14 protein-coding genes are annotated in these 16,687 nt (G+C 61.8%); 13 read left to right on the forward strand and 1 reads right to left on the reverse strand.

Annotation, left to right across the window (positions count from 1 at the left end; translation table 11 throughout):
• The first annotated feature begins 11 nt into the window (after positions 1 to 11).
• The 13 genes from C0058_RS17220 (at position 12) to C0058_RS17290 (ending at position 15,325) form a co-directional block, all read left to right on the forward strand.
• A complete protein-coding gene (locus tag C0058_RS17220) occupies positions 12 to 764 on the forward strand; it encodes a hypothetical protein (protein WP_003215329.1) in 753 nt (250 codons plus the stop codon).
• A 139-nt stretch (positions 765 to 903) separates the two neighbouring features.
• Positions 904 to 1,536 (forward strand): N-carbamoylsarcosine amidohydrolase, encoded by a 633-nt coding sequence (locus C0058_RS17230; RefSeq protein WP_003215327.1) that lies wholly within the window; start codon positions 904 to 906, stop codon positions 1,534 to 1,536.
• A 223-nt stretch (positions 1,537 to 1,759) separates the two neighbouring features.
• The gene (locus tag C0058_RS17235) at positions 1,760 to 3,070 is read left to right on the forward strand and encodes an MFS transporter (protein ID WP_008436141.1); all 1,311 of its coding nucleotides are present in this window, start codon (positions 1,760 to 1,762) and stop codon (positions 3,068 to 3,070) included.
• A 27-nt stretch (positions 3,071 to 3,097) separates the two neighbouring features.
• Positions 3,098 to 4,180: a nucleoside hydrolase gene (locus C0058_RS17240; protein WP_102369164.1), complete on the forward strand. Its 1,083-nt coding sequence runs from the start codon at positions 3,098 to 3,100 to the stop codon at positions 4,178 to 4,180.
• 71 nt (positions 4,181 to 4,251) lie between these two features.
• Positions 4,252 to 5,535, forward strand: a complete 1,284-nt coding sequence (locus tag C0058_RS17245) for a glycosyltransferase (protein ID WP_102369165.1) — start codon at positions 4,252 to 4,254, stop codon at positions 5,533 to 5,535.
• A 71-nt stretch (positions 5,536 to 5,606) separates the two neighbouring features.
• Positions 5,607 to 6,512 carry an AraC family transcriptional regulator gene (locus C0058_RS17250; RefSeq protein ID WP_102369166.1) on the forward strand — a complete coding sequence of 302 codons (906 nt, stop codon included), beginning with the start codon at positions 5,607 to 5,609 and terminating at the stop codon, positions 6,510 to 6,512.
• A 336-nt stretch (positions 6,513 to 6,848) separates the two neighbouring features.
• The gene (locus C0058_RS17255) at positions 6,849 to 8,159 is read left to right on the forward strand and encodes a sugar ABC transporter substrate-binding protein (protein ID WP_003215317.1); all 1,311 of its coding nucleotides are present in this window, start codon (positions 6,849 to 6,851) and stop codon (positions 8,157 to 8,159) included.
• 178 nt (positions 8,160 to 8,337) lie between these two features.
• Complete coding sequence (locus C0058_RS17265; protein WP_003215314.1) at positions 8,338 to 9,264, forward strand: carbohydrate ABC transporter permease; 927 nt, start codon at positions 8,338 to 8,340, stop codon at positions 9,262 to 9,264.
• A 10-nt stretch (positions 9,265 to 9,274) separates the two neighbouring features.
• The gene (locus C0058_RS17270) at positions 9,275 to 10,105 is read left to right on the forward strand and encodes a carbohydrate ABC transporter permease (RefSeq protein WP_003215312.1); all 831 of its coding nucleotides are present in this window, start codon (positions 9,275 to 9,277) and stop codon (positions 10,103 to 10,105) included.
• 37 nt (positions 10,106 to 10,142) lie between these two features.
• Positions 10,143 to 11,246, forward strand: a complete 1,104-nt coding sequence (locus tag C0058_RS17275; protein WP_003215310.1) for an ABC transporter ATP-binding protein — start codon at positions 10,143 to 10,145, stop codon at positions 11,244 to 11,246.
• 18 nt (positions 11,247 to 11,264) lie between these two features.
• Positions 11,265 to 12,746: a mannitol dehydrogenase family protein gene (locus tag C0058_RS17280; protein WP_102369167.1), complete on the forward strand. Its 1,482-nt coding sequence runs from the start codon at positions 11,265 to 11,267 to the stop codon at positions 12,744 to 12,746.
• 146 nt (positions 12,747 to 12,892) lie between these two features.
• Entirely contained in the window at positions 12,893 to 14,374 is a 1,482-nt protein-coding gene (gene xylB / locus C0058_RS17285; protein ID WP_102369168.1) for a xylulokinase, read from the forward strand.
• A gap of 12 nt (positions 14,375 to 14,386) precedes the next feature.
• Complete coding sequence (locus tag C0058_RS17290; RefSeq protein ID WP_102369169.1) at positions 14,387 to 15,325, forward strand: carbohydrate kinase; 939 nt, start codon at positions 14,387 to 14,389, stop codon at positions 15,323 to 15,325.
• A 643-nt stretch (positions 15,326 to 15,968) separates the two neighbouring features.
• Here C0058_RS17290 and aqpZ read toward each other — a convergent pair.
• Positions 15,969 to 16,661, reverse strand: a complete 693-nt coding sequence (aqpZ, locus tag C0058_RS17295) for an aquaporin Z (RefSeq protein WP_102369170.1) — start codon at positions 16,659 to 16,661, stop codon at positions 15,969 to 15,971.
• Positions 16,662 to 16,687 lie beyond the last annotated feature (26 nt).

Consider the following 16,687-nt stretch of genomic DNA (forward strand, 5'->3'; position numbering starts at 1 on the left):
CGGAGACCATCATGCTCAAGCCTTATCGCATCGGCCAGATTGTGCCGAGCTCCAACACCACCATGGAAACCGAGATCCCGGCGATGCTTAACGCGCGCCAGGCGATCCGCCCGGAACGTTTCACCTTTCACTCCAGCCGCATGCGCATGAAGCAAGTGCGCAAGGAAGAACTGGCGGCCATGGACGGTGAGTCCGACCGTTGCGCCATCGAACTGTCCGACGCCAAGGTCGACGTGCTGGGCTACGCCTGCCTGGTAGCGATCATGGCCATGGGGCTGGGTTACCACCGCAAGTCCGAGCAACGCCTGCGCAAGGCCACCGCCGACAACGACGCCAACGCCCCGGTGATCACCAGTGCCGGCGCCCTGATCGAAGGCCTTAAAGTCATGGGCGCCAAACGCATCGCCATTGTTGCGCCGTACATGAAACCGCTGACCGAACTGGTGGTGAACTACATCCGCGAAGAAGGCTTTGAAGTGGTGGACTGGCGCGCCCTGGAAATCCCCGACAACCTCGAAGTGGCCCGCCACGACCCGGCCAACCTGCCGGCGATTGTTGCCGGGATGAACCTGGAAGGTGTCGACGTAATCGTACTGTCGGCCTGCGTACAAATGCAGTCGCTGCCCGTGGTCGCGAAGGTCGAAGCCCAGACCGGCCTGCCGGTGCTCACCGCCGCCATCGCCACCACCTACGCCATGCTCAAGGCCCTGGACCTGGAACCCATCGTCCCCGGCGCCGGCGCCCTCCTGTCGGGAGCCTACTAAAAACGCTTTTGTGGCGAGGGAGCTTGCTCCCGCTGGGGTGCGAAGCGCCCCCAAAAAAACAGGCCTGCTACGCAGCCCAACGGGAGCAAGCTCCCTCGCCACAAGGTTATGTGCACTGTCCATTACCGAGGACTGAAAGATGAGCGAACAATCCGCCGACGCCAACTACCAGGGCGTCTGGGGTAACCGAATCGGCTTCGGCAAAAAATCCGCCCTGCTGATGATCGACTTCATGCAAGGCTATACCACCGAAGGCGCGCCACTGTTTGCCCCCGAAGTGCGCATCGCCGTGGCCGAAAGCGTCGAGCTGCTGGCCTGCGCCAGACGTCACGGGATCAGCGTGGTGCACACCAATATCCGCTACCATCCGGGCCATTTCGCCGACGGCGGTATCTGGGTAAAAAAGGCCCCGGTGATGAAAGACATGGTCGAGGGTAACCCCCTCGCCGCCTTCTGCACCGAAGTGCTGCCCCTGGCCAATGAAGTGGTCATCACCAAACAATACGCCAGCGCGTTTTTCGGCAGCAGCCTGGCCCCGATGCTGCACGCCCAGGGCATCGACACCGTGGTGCTCGCCGGCTGCTCCACCAGCGGCTGCATCCGGGCCACCGCAGTGGATGCGGTGCAACACGGGTTTCGTACCATCGTCGTGCGCGAATGCGTCGGCGACCGCCACCCGGCGCCCCATGAAGCCAACTTGTTTGATATCGACAGCAAGTACGGCGACGTGGTGAGCAAGCAGGAGGCGATGAGCAAGTTCAAGGAGCAATAACGCGTCAACAGGAACCACGACAAAGAGCGTGGTCCGGAAAAAACTGAGCGCCCACGCTGGAATGCAGTCGAATGTGGGAGCAAGCCCGCTCCCACACTTGATCACCTCCAACAGGGCCACCTCAGTCTTCTGTCACTGCCTTTGGAAGTCGCTTTCACAGCACTCCGAAGTGCTGAAAAAGCGGCCGTATAAAAACCATAAGTCACCGCCAGGAGACACCCCAATGCCCATTGCGAATGCAGCGCCCGCGACTACGGTCGCCGATCCGGTCCACACGCTCTACCACAAGATCACCTGGAAGCTGATTCCGTTCCTGTGTTTCTGCTACCTCGCGGCTTACCTGGACCGCATCAATATCGGCTTCGCCAAACTGCAGATGCTCGACCAGCTGCACTTCAGCGAAACCGCGTTCGGCCTCGGTGCCGGGCTGTTTTTTGTCGGCTATATCATCTTCGAAGTCCCCAGCAACCTGATCCTGGAAAAGGTCGGGGCGAAGATCTGGATCGCCCGCATCATGATCACCTGGGGCCTGCTGTCGGCCTGCACCATGCTGGTCACCTCCACCACCCAGTTCTACATCCTGCGGTTCCTGCTGGGTGCGGCCGAAGCCGGGTTTCTGCCGGGCGTGCTGTATTACCTGACCACCTGGTTTCCCACCCATCGCCGGGGGCGGATCATCGCCCTGTTCATGATCGGCCTGCCGCTGTCCAGCGTGATCGGCGGCCCTTTGTCGGGCTGGATCATGGGCCACTTCGACAACATGGCCGGCCTGCGCGGCTGGCAGTGGCTGTTCCTGATCGAAGCGGTGCCCAGCGTGCTGCTCGGTGTGTGGACCTTCTGGGCGCTGCCCAATACCTATCAGCAAGCCAAGTGGCTGTCGCCGGAAGAAAAAAACCTGCTGGAAAGCGAACTGCGCAAGGACGACGCCGACGGTGCCGCCAGCAAACACAGCTTCCGCGACGGCTTCTTCAACCTCAAGGTGTGGATGCTCGGCGGTATCGACTTCTCGATCCTGCTCAGTGCCTATGCCATGGGGTTCTGGATGCCCACATTCATCCGCAACGCCGGGATTACCGACACTTTCCACATCGGCATCCTCACGGCCCTGCCCAGCGTGGCGGCCCTCTTGGGCATGCTGCTGATCGGCGCCAGCTCCGACAAACACCGCGAACGCCGCTGGCACATCATCGTGCCGTTCTTCATCGGCGCGGCGGCGATGGCTACCAGTACGTTCTTCACCCATAACGTGGTCGCCACCGTGGCGCTGTTTGCGATTGCCTCGGCGGCGATCATCGGTGCGGTGCCGGTGTTTTTCAGCCTGCCGGCGACCTTCCTGAAAGGCACCGCAGCGGCCACCGGCTTTGCCCTGGCCTGCTCGCTGGCGAACATCGCAGGCCTGGTGAGCAACTCGCTGATGGGCGTGGCGATTGACGTCACCGGCAGCAGCGCAGGGGCCTTGTGGTTTTTTGCTGGCTGCCTGATTCTCAGCAGCTTCCTGGTGATCGCCTTGCCGGCGAAGCTGGTAAACCGCTAACAACAACAATTTTTCGGGTGAGTCTCCATGCAAGGTTTCATCAAGCGCTGTGCCCTGCTTGTCGCCGTGGGCCTGTGTGCCGGTACGGCGCAGGCCGCAGAAAAGGTCATCTTCGACACCGACTTCAACGTGCTCAACGATGACGGCCAGGCCTTTATCATGCTCGCCCAGCTGCACGGGCAAAAACGCATCGACCTGCTGGGCATGACCCTGGTCAGCGGCAACGCCTGGGTCGACCAGGAACAGGTCGACGCCCTCAAGGCGGTGGAACGCATGGGTGTGGAGAAGGAAGTCGGCGTGTATTCCGGCGCCGCCTACCCGCTGCTGCATGACTACGCCACCTATGAGGCGGAAAAAGCCCTGTTCGGTTTCGGCTGGCCGGGTGCGTTCAAGAACCCGCGGCCAACCAGTGCCTCACAACTGGTCGCGCCACCGGACGGCCTGGCGACCCACACCAGGCTGCGCAAGGAAACCGCCGCCCAGTTCATCGTCGACAGCGTACGGGCCAACCCCCACGAGGTAACGATCCTGGCGGTCGGCCCGCTGACCAACATTGCCCTGGCGATTCGCTCGGCGCCGGACATCGTGCCGCTGATCAAGCGCATCGTGTACATGGGCGGCGCGCTGGAGATCCCGGGCAACACCACGCCGGCGGCGGAGTTCAACTGGTGGTTCGACCCGGAGGCCGCGAAGATCGTGTTGCGCTCGCCCATCGAACACGTGATTTTTCCCAACGATGTCTGTGAGAAAGTCACCTTCGACAAGTCGGTGTATGAGCGGGTGATCGCACACAAAGGCCCGATTGCCGACCTGTACAAGCACGAGTTCGGGCCACTGTTCGCCAAGGACCCGGCTTACCACAGCTTCACCTGGGACAGCCTGCCGGCACTGTTTCTCGTGAACCCCGGGATCGTCACCGAATCCCGCGAGCTGTGGGTGGACGTGGATGCCACCTTCGGCGCCGACTACGGCCGGGCACTGGGCTACAAGAAAGGCGCGCCGGTCGGCACGCAAAAGGCCAAGGTGGTCTTCGCGGTGGACCAGAAGCAGTTCTGGGACGGTTATGTAGGGTTGGTGACGCTGCCGACGCCGGTCAACATCTTCCGCTGAGTGCGCCGGAACTTGAGGGGCTGTGGTTTAATTGCGCGCCGTTGCCCAGCCCTTCAAGGAATCCGTTGTCGATGAATCAGCCCGCCACCAAAGTCCTGGTCATTGGCTACGTCTGGCCAGAGCCTCGCTCCTCGGCGGCCAGCGGGCACATGATGCAGATTCTGGAGAGTTTCCTGGCCCAAGGCTGGGACATCACCTTCAGCAGCCCGGCGGTCACCGGCGAACACAAGGCCGACCTGCCCGCCCTGGGCATTCGCGAATGCGCGATCGAGTTGAATAACAGCAGTTTCGACGCGTTTATCCAGCAATTGGCTCCGGATATCGTGCTGTTCGACCGTTTCATGATGGAAGAACAGTTCGGCTGGCGCGTGGAAAAATCCTGCCCGAATGCTCTTCGGGTGCTGGAAGCATCCGACCTGCAAAGCCTGCGGGACGCCCGCCACCAGCGCCTCAAGGATTTCCTGAAGGCGCACCCCGAAGCTGATGACTTCGACGCGCTGTTCAGCCGGGACCTGGCCGCCGAATTCGATGACATGGCCGATACCGACCTGGCCAAGCGCGAGATCGCTGCGATCTACCGCTGCGACATCAGCCTGATGATCTCCGATGTGGAAATCCAGTTGCTGACCGAACACTTCAAGGTGCCCGCTGCCCTGCTCCACTGGTGCCCGCTGATGCTGGCGCCGCCCACCGAAGCCTTTGCCCCCTTTGAGGACCGTGCCCACTTCCTGAGCATCGGCAATTTCCGCCATGCGCCGAACTGGGATGCGGTGTTGTGGATGAAGAACAGTGTGTGGCCGCTGATCCGCCAGCAACTGCCCGGTGCTCAACTCCACGTGTACGGCGCCTATACGCCACCCAAGGCCACCGCGCTGCACAACCCGGCCCAGGGCTTCCATGTGATGAATTGGGCCGAGGATGCATTGCAGGTCATGAGCGCTGCGCGTATCTGCCTGGCGCCACTGCGCTTTGGTGCCGGGATCAAGGGCAAGCTGGCCGACGCGATGCTCTGCGGCACACCCAGCGTTACCACACCGATTGGCGCCGAAGCCATGGGCGAACCGTGGCCCGGCGTGGTCGAACACAGCGCCGGTGCACTGGCGGCTGCGGCGGTTGCGCTGTATCAAGACCCGCCACGCTGGACCCAGGCCCAGGAAGATGGCCGGCAGTTACTGGCCCGCCGTTACGCCCACGACCTCCACGGCCCGGCCCTGGTGGAGCGCCTGGAGCAGTGCCGCCGCCAGTTGGCCGAGCACCGTCGGAACAATTTCACCGGCAGCATGCTGCGCCACCACCTGCACAAAAGTACCCAGTACATGGCGCAGTGGATCGAGGCGAAAAACCGTACGCTGTAGACACAGACGCTGGCGAGGTGGCGCGCAAGGGGGCATTATCCTTTTCGCAACCACAATAAAGCGACTGCAGCATGACCCGAGCAGCGAGAATCACCGATCCTTCCTACGAGCTGATGGACGATCACAACGGTCTGTCCATCATCTATCGCCAACACGGCTTCCCGTGCCCGTTGGTGCGCTGGCATTTCCACAAGGAATACGAGCTGCACCTGATCGTTGCCAGCTCCGGCAAGGTGTTTATCGGCGACTACATCGGCAACTTCTACCCGGAAAGCCTGTTCCTCACCGGCCCCAACCTGCCCCATAACTGGATCAGCCAGGTGGCCGAGGACGAAGTGGTGCCCAAGCGCGACATGCTGGTGAACTTCACCGACGAGCTGTTCGACGGCGGCAGCCATGTCTTTGCCGAGCTCAAGACCCTGGCGCCACTGCTGGAACGGGCGCAATACGGCATCGAATTTCGCTGCAAGAAAACCATCGCCCAGGCCATGACCCTGATGCAGCGCATCGAGGACGCCCAGGGCATGGCGCGCCTGGGGCACTTCTTTATCCTGATGGAAGTGCTGAGTGCCTGCGAGGACTACCATCTGCTCTCCGGCGTGACCACGCCGCAATTGGCGGACGAACACAGCATCGACCGCACCAACCGCGCGGTGGACTACATTTTTGCCCACTACGCGCGGGAGCTGTCCCTGGAAGAGGTGGCCGAATACCTCGGCATGAAACCCACCTATTTCTCCCGCGTGTTCAAACAAGCCACCGGCCGCACCTTCATCGAATTCGTCAACCGCCTGCGTATCAGCAAGTCCTGCGAGCTGCTGGCCGATGGTGACAAGGCCGTGACCGATGTGTGCTTCGAGTCAGGCTTCAACAACATCTCCAACTTCAACCGCCGCTTCCAGCAGCTCAAGGGCATGACCCCCTCGCACTACCGGCGCCTGGCGGTGCAGCGGTTAACCGAGCAGAACCTGGCCTGAAAACGCGCGTTCCTGTGGGAACCCGCTTGTGTGGGAGCGGGCTTGCTCGCGAATGCAGTGTGTCAGGCAGCGCAAATGTCGGCTGATTCACCGCCTTCGCGAGCAAGCCCGCTCCCACATTTGCATCGCGCTCACGCAGGAAGGCGATCGCTCCCAGCGAATCGTTTCAGCAATTTTCCGCTGCAGTGCAAAAAAGTATCAGTAAAAGTGCTCCCAAGGATTTGTCAGCACGTCAATTGAAGGCTGTAATCAACGCACACTCTTCCAGCTGTCGTGGAAGACACAACAACAATAACTGTCCTTCTGCAGCCCCTGGGCGCAGAAATGGAGTGCGCGATGAAGTTCACAGCCAAAGCTCTGCTTGCCTGCACCTGCATGACCCTCAGCGCCGTCAGTCTTGGCGCGCAAACCCTGACCATTGCCACCGTCAACAACAGCGACATGATCCGCATGCAAAAGCTCTCGAAAACCTTCGAGACCGAGCATCCGGAGATCAAGCTGAACTGGGTGGTACTCGAAGAAAACGTCCTGCGCCAACGCCTCACCACCGACATCGCCACCCAGGGCGGACAGTTCGACGTGTTGACCATCGGCATGTACGAAGCTGCACTCTGGGGCGCCAAAGGCTGGCTGGAACCGATGAAGGACCTGCCTGCTTCCTACGACCTGGACGACGTTTTCCCTTCCGTGCGTGACGGCCTTTCCGTCAAGGGCTCGCTGTACGCGTTGCCGTTCTACGCCGAAAGCTCCATCACCTACTATCGCACCGATCTGTTCAAGGACGCCGGGCTGACCATGCCCGAGCACCCGACCTGGACCCAGATCGGCGAATTCGCCGCCAAACTCACCAACAAGGACAAAGAGCAGTACGGCCTGTGCCTGCGCGGCAAGGCCGGTTGGGGCGAGAACATGGCGCTGATCACCACCCTGGCCAACGGCTACGGTGCACGCTGGTTCGATGAGAAGTGGCAACCGGAATTCAACGGGCCAGAGTGGAAAGACGCACTGAACTTCTACGTCGACAACATGAAGAAATCCGGCCCGCCGGGCGCTTCCAGCAACGGTTTCAACGAAAACCTGGCGCTGTTCAACAGCGGCAAGTGCGCGATCTGGGTCGACGCCAGCGTCGCCGGCTCGTTCGTCACCGACAAGACCCAAAGCAAGGTGGCTGACCACGTCGGCTTTACCTTTGCCCCGCACGAGAAGACCGACAAAGGTACTTCGTGGCTGTACTCCTGGTCCCTGGGGATTCCAACCAGTTCCAAAGCCAAGGACGCTGCCAAGGTGTTCACCACCTGGGCCACTTCCAAGGAATACAGCCAGTTGGTCGCCAAGACCGACGGGATTGCCAACGTACCGCCAGGTACCCGCAAATCGACCTACAGCGACGAATACATGAAGGCCGCGCCGTTTGCCAAGGTGACGCTGGAATCGCTGAAAGTCGCCGACCCGAAAGACCCGTCGGCCAAGCCGGTGCCGTATGTGGGCATCCAGCTGGTGACCATTCCTGAATTCCAGGCGATTGGTACCCAGGTCGGCAAGTTCTTCTCCAGCGCACTGACCGGTGGCTCCACTGCCGAAAAAGCCCTGGCGGATGCACAGACCTTCACCGAACGCGAAATGAAGCGGGCCGGTTATCCCAAGTAAAGCGGTCTCACCACACTGAATGTGGGAACCCGCTTTATGTAGGAGCCGGGCTTGCCCGCGATGCAGACAACTCGGTCTGTCAGTTTCACCGAGGCGCTCTCATCGCAGGCAAGCCAGCTCCCACATTTGACCGCACTCCGACCCGCATTCCGCATGTACCTGACTGGTCCTGATCACCATGAATACCACCACTGCCCAAGTGCAAACCGCTACGCCGGACAAGCCGCGTAAAAGCCGCCTGATCAACCCCGGCTGGTTCCTCGTCAGCCCCTCGGTGGCCTTGTTGCTGCTGTGGATGATCGTGCCGCTGGGCATGACCCTGTACTTCTCGCTGATTCGCTACAACCTGCTCTACCCCGGCGAAAACCAATTCGTGGGGCTGGAGAACTTCACCTACTTCATCACCGACTCGGGCTTCCTGCCCGGCGCCACCAACACCCTGTTGCTGGTGGGCAGCGTCTTGCTGATCAGCGTGGTGTTTGGCGTATTGATCAGCGCGCTGCTGGAAGCCAGCGAGTTCTTCGGTCGCGGCCTGGTGCGGGTGTTGCTGATTTCACCGTTCTTCATCATGCCCACCGTCGGTGCGCTGATCTGGAAGAACCTGATTTTCCATCCGGTGTCGGGGATCCTCGCCTACGTGTGGAAGCTGTTCGGCGCCCAGCCGGTGGACTGGCTGGCCCATTACCCGTTGCTGTCGATCATTATCATCGTGTCCTGGCAGTGGCTGCCCTTCGCGATCCTGCTGCTGATGACCGCCATGCAGTCCCTCGACCAGGAACAGAAGGAAGCCGCCCGCCTCGACGGTGCCGGCGCCATCGCGATCTTCTGGCACCTGACCCTGCCGCACCTGGCACGTCCGATTGCCGTGGTGGTGATGATCGAAACGATCTTCCTGCTCTCGGTGTTCGCCGAAATCTTCACCACCACCAACGGTGGCCCCGGCTACGCCTCGACCAACCTCGCCTACCTGATCTACAACCAGGCGCTGGTGCAGTTCGACGTGGGCATGGCCTCGGCCGGCGGCTTGATTGCCGTGGTCATCGCCAATATCGCGGCGATCATCCTGGTGCGGATGATCGGCAAAAACCTGACTGACAAGCCTTGAGGGCCGCGCCATGACGCTTCAACAATCCCGCCGCCTGCAAAGCGTGCTGCTCGGCACCCTGGCCTGGGCCATCGCGATCCTGATTTTCTTCCCGATCTTCTGGATGGTGCTGACCAGCTTCAAGACCGAAATCGACGCGTTCGCCACGCCGCCGCAGTTCATCTTCACGCCGACGCTGGAGAATTACCTGCACATCAACGAGCGCAGCAACTACTTCAGCTACGCCTGGAACTCGGTGCTGATTTCCTTCAGCGCCACCGCCCTGTGCCTGCTGATCTCGGTCCCGGCCGCCTACTCCATGGCGTTCTACGAGACCAAGCGCACCAAGGGCACGCTGCTGTGGATGCTCTCCACCAAGATGTTGCCGCCGGTGGGCGTACTGATGCCGATCTACCTGCTGGCCAAGAGCTTCGGCCTGCTGGATACGCGCATTGCGCTGATCATCATCTACACCCTGATCAACCTGCCGATCGTGGTCTGGATGGTTTACACCTACTTCAAGGACATCCCCAAGGACATCCTCGAAGCCGCCCGCCTGGACGGCGCCACCCTGTGGCAGGAAATGGTCCGGGTGCTGCTGCCGATCGCCAAGGGCGGCCTGGCTTCCACGGTGCTGCTGTCGCTGATCCTGTGCTGGAACGAGGCGTTCTGGTCGCTGAACCTGACCTCGTCCAACGCCGCGCCGCTCACCGCGTTGATCGCCTCCTACTCCAGCCCCGAAGGCTTGTTCTGGGCCAAATTATCTGCCGTGTCGACCCTGGCCTGTGCGCCGATCCTGATCTTTGGCTGGATCAGCCAGAAACAGCTGGTCCGCGGTTTGTCCTTCGGCGCCGTGAAGTAACGGCTCCTTCAAAAATATTTAGAAGCGGAGGCCCATCATGGCCAACCTGAAAATCAAGAATCTGCAAAAAGGCTTCGAAGGCTTCTCCATCATCAAGGGCATCGACCTTGAAGTGAACGACAAGGAGTTCGTGGTGTTCGTCGGCCCGTCGGGCTGCGGCAAATCCACCCTGCTGCGCTTGATTGCCGGCCTGGAAGAAGTCACCGAAGGCACCATCGAGCTGGATGGTCGCGACATCACCGAAGTCACCCCGGCCAAGCGCGACCTGGCGATGGTGTTCCAGACCTACGCCCTGTACCCGCACATGAGCGTGCGCAAGAACATGTCGTTTGCCCTGGACCTGGCCGGCGTCGACAAGAAGATTGTCGAGAGCAAGGTCAACGAAGCAGCACGTATCCTGGAGCTGGGCCCTTTGCTTGAGCGCAAGCCAAAGCAGTTGTCCGGCGGCCAGCGCCAGCGTGTCGCCATTGGCCGTGCGATTGTGCGTAACCCGAAGATCTTCCTGTTCGACGAACCCCTGTCCAACCTCGATGCCGCCCTGCGGGTGCAGATGCGCCTGGAGCTGTCGCGCCTGCATAAAGAGCTGCAAGCCACGATGATCTACGTGACCCACGACCAGGTCGAAGCCATGACCCTGGCCGACAAGGTGGTGGTACTGAACAGCGGCCGCGTGGAACAGGTGGGCTCGCCGCTGGAGCTGTATCACCAGCCGGCCAACCTGTTTGTGGCAGGCTTTTTGGGCACGCCGAAAATGGGTTTCCTCAAGGGCAAGGTCACTCGCGTTGACCCACAGAGCTGCGAAGTCGAACTGGACGCCGGCGGCCGCATCAGCCTGCCCCTGAGCAGCGCGACCTTGAGCGTCGGCAGCGCCGTGACCCTGGGCATTCGCCCGGAGCACCTGGAAATCGCCGCGCCGGGGCAAGCCACCCTGACCGTCACCGCCGACGTCGGCGAGCGCCTCGGCAGCGACACCTTCTGCCACGTGATTACCGCCAGCAAGGAGCCGTTGACCCTGCGGATCCGTGGCGACATGGCCAGCCAATATGGCGAGACCCTGCAGCTGTACCTGGACCCGACCCAATGCCATCTGTTCGACGCTGAGGGTGTTGCCGTGGCCCGCCCACTGCGCGCCGCCGCCTGATTTCGCGAGAATTTCCCGATGAAACTGAACAAGCAAAACCTCACGCAACTGGCGCCCGAAGTGCAACTGCCGGCCTATGCGATTGCCAATACCAGCCAGGGCATCGCGCACATCGGCGTTGGCGGGTTCCACCGCGCCCACCAGGCGTATTACACCGATGCCTTGATGAATACCGGCACAGGCCTGGACTGGAGCATTTGTGGTGTGGGCCTGCGCAGCGAGGACCGCAAGGCGCGGGACGACCTGGCCGGCCAGGACTACCTGTTCACCCTGTATGAACTGGGCGACACCGACGACACCGAAGTGCGCGTGATCGGCTCCATCAGCGACATGCTGCTGGCCGAAGACGGCGCCCAGGCGTTGATCGACAAGCTGGCCAGCCCGCAGATTCGCATCGTCTCGCTGACCATCACCGAAGGCGGCTACTGCATCGACGACAGCAACGGCGAGTTCATGGCCCACCTGCCGCAGATCCAGCATGACCTGGCCAACCCGGGCTCGCCGAAAACCGTGTTCGGGTTTATCTGCGCGGCGTTGACCCAGCGCCGGGCGGCCGGGGTGCCGGCGTTTACCGTGATGTCCTGCGATAACCTGCCCCACAACGGCGCCGTGACCCGCAAGGCGTTGCTGGCCTTCGCCGCGCTGCATGACGCCGACCTGCACGAGTGGATCAAGGCCAACGTGAGCTTCCCGAATGCGATGGTCGACCGCATCACGCCAATGACCAGTACCGCGCACCGCCTGCAATTGCATGACGATCACGGCATCGACGACGCCTGGCCGGTGGTCTGCGAGCCGTTTGTGCAATGGGTGCTGGAAGACAAGTTCGTCAACGGCCGCCCGGCGTGGGAGACGGTGGGCGTGCAGTTCACCGACGACGTGACACCGTATGAAGAGATGAAGATCGGCCTGCTCAACGGCAGCCACCTGGCATTGACGTACCTGGGCTTCCTGAAGGGCTATCGCTTCGTCCACGAGACCATGAACGACCCGTTGTTCGTGGCCTACATGCGCGCCTACATGGACCTGGACGTCACGCCCAACCTGGCGCCGGTACCGGGTATCGACCTGACCGAATACAAGCAGACCCTGGTGGACCGCTTTTCCAACCAGGCGATTGCCGACCAGCTGGAGCGCGTGTGTTCCGATGGGTCGTCGAAGTTTCCCAAGTTCACCGTACCGACCATCAACCGCCTGGTTGCCGATGGTCGCGAGACCGAGCGTGCTGCGCTGGTGGTGGCGGCCTGGGCGCTGTACTTGAAAGGCGTGGATGAGAATGGGGTGATCTACCGCATTCCAGACCCTCGCGCCGAGTTTTGCCAGGGGCTGGTGACGGAAGATGCGTTGATCAGCAAGCGGCTGCTGGGGGTGGAAGAGATTTTTGGTACGGCTATTCCCAACTCGCCCGAGTTTGTGGCAGCGTTTGAGCGGTGTTTCGAGAGCCTGCAGGATGTGGGTGTGAGCAAAACGCTGGAGCGGCTGCTCGCCAATCTCAACTGACGGAACCGAATCAAAAATGTGGGAGCGGGCTTGCTCGCGAAAGCGGTGGATCAGTCAATATTTGCATAACTGACACACCCTATTCGCGAGCAAGCCCGCTCCCACACTGACCGAGTTCTCCATAACAATGTGCTGAGCGACCCACCATGACCCAGCAAAACCTCTACCTCGGCATCGACTGCGGCACCCAGGGCACCAAGGCCATAGTGCTGGACGCCAGCAGCGGCAAAGTCCTGGGCCTGGGCGCCGCCAGCCACACGCTGATCAGCGGTGCCAATGGCCGCCGCGAACAGCACACCCAGGAGTGGCTGGACGCGTTTACCGAAGCCACTCACCGCGCCTTGCAACAGGCCGGGGTTGACGGCCAGGACATACTCGCCATCGGCGTTTCCGGCCAGCAACACGGCCTGGTATTACTGGGTGACCAAGGCCAGGTGCTGCGCCCCGCCAAGCTGTGGTGCGACACCGAAACCGCGCCGGAAAATGATCGCCTGCTGCAACACCTGGGCGGTGAAAGTGGCTCCCTGGAACGCCTCGGCGTGGCCATCGCGCCGGGCTACACCGTGTCCAAACTGCTGTGGACCCGCGAGCAACACCCGGAGGTGTTCGCACGCATCGCGCATATCCTGCTGCCCCACGACTACCTCAACTACTGGCTCACCGGCCGCGCCTGCGCCGAATACGGCGATGCCTCCGGCACCGGTTATTTCAACGTGCGCACCCGTGAATGGGACCTGGCACTGTTGCGCCACATCGATCCCGACGGGCGCCTGGAAGCTGCGCTGCCCGAGTTGATCGAGGCCAACCAGCCAGTGGGCACCATCCTGCCAGCCATCGCCGAGCGCCTGGGCATCAACCCGAATGCGCGGGTGTCCAGCGGCGGCGGCGACAACATGATGGGCGCCATCGGCACCGGCAATATCGCCCCCGGCGTGATCACCATGAGCCTGGGTTCATCCGGTACCGTGTATGCCTTTGCCGATCAGGCCAACGTCAGCCCGCAGGCGTCGGTCGCGACCTTCTGCTCCTCCAGCGGCGGCTGGCTGCCGTTGATCTGCACCATGAACCTGACCAACGCCACTGGGGTCATCCGCGAGCTGTTCGACCTGGACCTGGCGGCGTTCAACGCGTTGGTGGCCGAGGCACCGATCGGAGCCGACGGCGTGAGCATGCTGCCGTTCCTCAACGGCGAGCGGGTGCCCGCCCTGCCCCACGCCACCGGCAGCCTGCACGGCCTGACGATGACCAATCTGACCCGCGCCAACCTGTGCCGCGCCGTGGTCGAAGGCACTACCTTCGGCTTGCGCTATGGCCTGGACCTGCTGCGCCAGACCGGCTTGCAGAGCCAGAGCATCCGCCTGATCGGTGGCGGCTCGAAAAGCCCGGTGTGGCGGCAGATGGTCGCGGATATCATGAACACCGAAGTGGTCTGCACCGAACAAAGCGAAGCCGCAGCCCTGGGTGCGGCAATCCAGGCCGCGTGGTGCCAGTCCGGTGAAAGCCTGGCGCAGTTGTGCCAGCGCTGCGTGAGCGTCGACGCAGCCAGCCGCACACTGCCGGATGCCGGCAGCGTCAGCGCCTACCAGCAGGCTTATGAGCGTTATCAACAGCACGTGGCATCCCTTTAAGAGCGAACGAATATGTATTTGGTATGTGGCGAAGCGCTGTTTGATTTTTTCAGCGAGGACGATGCCAGCGGCAAGGCATCCAGGGTCAATTACAAGGCGATTGCCGGCGGCTCGCCGTTCAACGTCGCGGTAGGCTTGCGTCGACTGGGAATCGACGCGGGCTTTTTCGCCGGGATCTCCGACGACTACCTGGGCCGACGCCTGTTGCAGGTGCTCAAGGACGAAGGCGTGGGCGAGGATTACCTCGTGGAATTCTCAGCGCCCACCACCCTGGCAATGGTCGCCGTGGGCGCCAATGGCTCACCGCAATACAGCTTTCGCGGTGAAGGTTGCGCCGACCGCCAGTTGCAACTTGAGCATCTACCGGCGTTGGGCGACGAAGTACGTGGCGTACACATCGGCTCGTTCTCACTGGTGGTGCAGCCGATTGCCGACACGTTGCTGGCCCTGGTACGCCGGGAAAGCGGCAAGCGCCTGATCAGCCTCGACCCCAACGTACGCCTGAACCCGGAGCCGAACATCGAGCTGTGGCGCGCCCGCGTGGCCGAGCTGGTCAAGCATGCCGACCTGATCAAGGTCAGTGACGAAGACCTGCACCTGCTCTACCCCGGCCAAACCCCGGAAAGCGTCCTGCAAGGCTGGTTGCAGCACCGTTGCCAGCTGGTGTTCCTGACCCGCGGCGGCGACGGCGCGACGGTGTTCAGCCGCCAGCACGGCAGTTGGTCGGCGCCGGCGGCCAAGGTCGTCATGGCGGACACGGTAGGGGCTGGCGATACGTTCCAGGCCGCGTTGATTGCCTGGCTCACCGAGCAGCAACTGGACTCGGTAGAGGGCCTGCAACGGCTGACCCGCGAGCAGATCAGCAGCATGCTCACCTTCGCCATCCGCGCTGCCGCACTCACCTGCAGCAAGACCGGGCCGGACCTGCCCTACCGCCAGCAATTGAACTAGCCCCGCCTGCCCCCGCGCGCTGCGGGGGCAACTCATTTACTCCTTTCTCCTTTCCTCCACAACCTGTCAACTTTGACAGTTGTCAGTCGTGGTTTTCGGGTCAAGACTCCGGTTACGCCTCGTGCGCAAGGAAGTGGCGCTGACGTCATTGTGTTGCCGGGAGATTTTATGAAAAACATCAAGATTGGCTTGTTCGTAGGGATAGTGTTGGCCACGTCGGTTGCTCGCGCAACGCCACTGGATACCACGACAGACCTGAAGTCTATTGCATGGGAATATGTGTCCATTGAGTCTGTAGCACCCTATGCCCCATTGAAAACTTTGAGCCCAGAAAAGAGCGCCACTCAACCCGGATTCCCTGCGGGTTTCTGTAACGGCACCTCTGCAAATGGAATCAGTTGCCGCACGGGAGCGAGAAAAGCTGTCGGACATACACGCATAGGGGTGAATTTGCACTATTGAAGTGGCCAGCATGAGCCGGATACTTGGTTTGCGCAGCACGGGATCGTGTTGGCCACGTTGGTTCCAGGCGCAACGCCCGTCGATACAAAGGCAATTCTGGAAGATGTGAGGAGACCCAGTTGGACAGCTATACGCTGGAGGGTTTCAGCGGTAATGCGCAGGTACGCATGAGCTGGTAGGCTCACGCTTCCCTAGCGCGGGTAACCGCCCGGGCAACGATGGCGCCCACCACCGCCCCCACTATCGGTGCCGCCCAGAATAGCCACAACTGCATCAGGTATTCCCCGCCGGCAAACAATGCTGGCCCGGTGCTGCGCGCCGGGTTGACCGAGGTGTTGGTGACGGGGATGGCCACCAGGTGAATCAGCGTCAGGGTCAGGCCAATGGCAATCGGCGCAAACCCGACCGCCGCACCCGGGCCGGTGACACGCATGATGATGAACACAAAAAAGAACGTCGCCACCGCCTCTACCACCAACGCGGCCAGCAGGCTGTACTGCCCGGGGCTCAACTGGCCATAGCCGTTGGCGGCGAAAGCACCCACTTCAAACCCCGGGCGGCCACTGGCGATCAGCGCCAACACGGCGGCGGCGACAATCGCACCGGCGACTTGGGCAATGATGTACGGCACCACGTCAACGCCCGGCATCCGGCGCCCCACCCATAGGCCGATGGTCACCGCCGGGTTGAAGTGTGCACCAGAAATACTGCCCACCGCGTAGGCCATCGTCAGCACCGTCAAGCCAAAGGCCAGGGCGACACCGGCGAAGCCGATCCCGAGTTCCGGAAACGCCGCGGCCAGTATCGCGCTGCCGCACCCGCAGAAGGTCAACCAGAACGTCCCAAGAAACTCTGCTGCGATTTTCTTTTGCAAACCAACTCCACCCAATGCCAACGCCA

Origin of the sequence: Pseudomonas sp. NC02, from assembly GCF_002874965.1 — a bacterium.
Classification (GTDB): Bacteria; Pseudomonadota; Gammaproteobacteria; order Pseudomonadales; family Pseudomonadaceae; genus Aquipseudomonas.

What these genes read in the sequence shown, in the direction of transcription:
- C0058_RS17290 (WP_102369169.1), top strand. Translation starts at nt 14,387, where the DNA reads ATGTATTTGGTATGTGGCGAAGCGCTGTTTGATTTTTTCAGCGAGGAC.
- C0058_RS17265 (WP_003215314.1), top strand. Translation starts at nt 8,338, where the DNA reads ATGAATACCACCACTGCCCAAGTGCAAACCGCTACGCCGGACAAGCCG.
- C0058_RS17275 (WP_003215310.1), top strand. Translation starts at nt 10,143, where the DNA reads ATGGCCAACCTGAAAATCAAGAATCTGCAAAAAGGCTTCGAAGGCTTC.
- C0058_RS17270 (WP_003215312.1), top strand. Translation starts at nt 9,275, where the DNA reads ATGACGCTTCAACAATCCCGCCGCCTGCAAAGCGTGCTGCTCGGCACC.
- xylB (WP_102369168.1), top strand. Translation starts at nt 12,893, where the DNA reads ATGACCCAGCAAAACCTCTACCTCGGCATCGACTGCGGCACCCAGGGC.
- C0058_RS17235 (WP_008436141.1), top strand. Translation starts at nt 1,760, where the DNA reads ATGCCCATTGCGAATGCAGCGCCCGCGACTACGGTCGCCGATCCGGTC.
- C0058_RS17250 (WP_102369166.1), top strand. Translation starts at nt 5,607, where the DNA reads ATGACCCGAGCAGCGAGAATCACCGATCCTTCCTACGAGCTGATGGAC.
- C0058_RS17220 (WP_003215329.1), top strand. Translation starts at nt 12, where the DNA reads ATGCTCAAGCCTTATCGCATCGGCCAGATTGTGCCGAGCTCCAACACC.
- C0058_RS17280 (WP_102369167.1), top strand. Translation starts at nt 11,265, where the DNA reads ATGAAACTGAACAAGCAAAACCTCACGCAACTGGCGCCCGAAGTGCAA.
- C0058_RS17255 (WP_003215317.1), top strand. Translation starts at nt 6,849, where the DNA reads ATGAAGTTCACAGCCAAAGCTCTGCTTGCCTGCACCTGCATGACCCTC.
- C0058_RS17240 (WP_102369164.1), top strand. Translation starts at nt 3,098, where the DNA reads ATGCAAGGTTTCATCAAGCGCTGTGCCCTGCTTGTCGCCGTGGGCCTG.
- C0058_RS17230 (WP_003215327.1), top strand. Translation starts at nt 904, where the DNA reads ATGAGCGAACAATCCGCCGACGCCAACTACCAGGGCGTCTGGGGTAAC.
- C0058_RS17245 (WP_102369165.1), top strand. Translation starts at nt 4,252, where the DNA reads ATGAATCAGCCCGCCACCAAAGTCCTGGTCATTGGCTACGTCTGGCCA.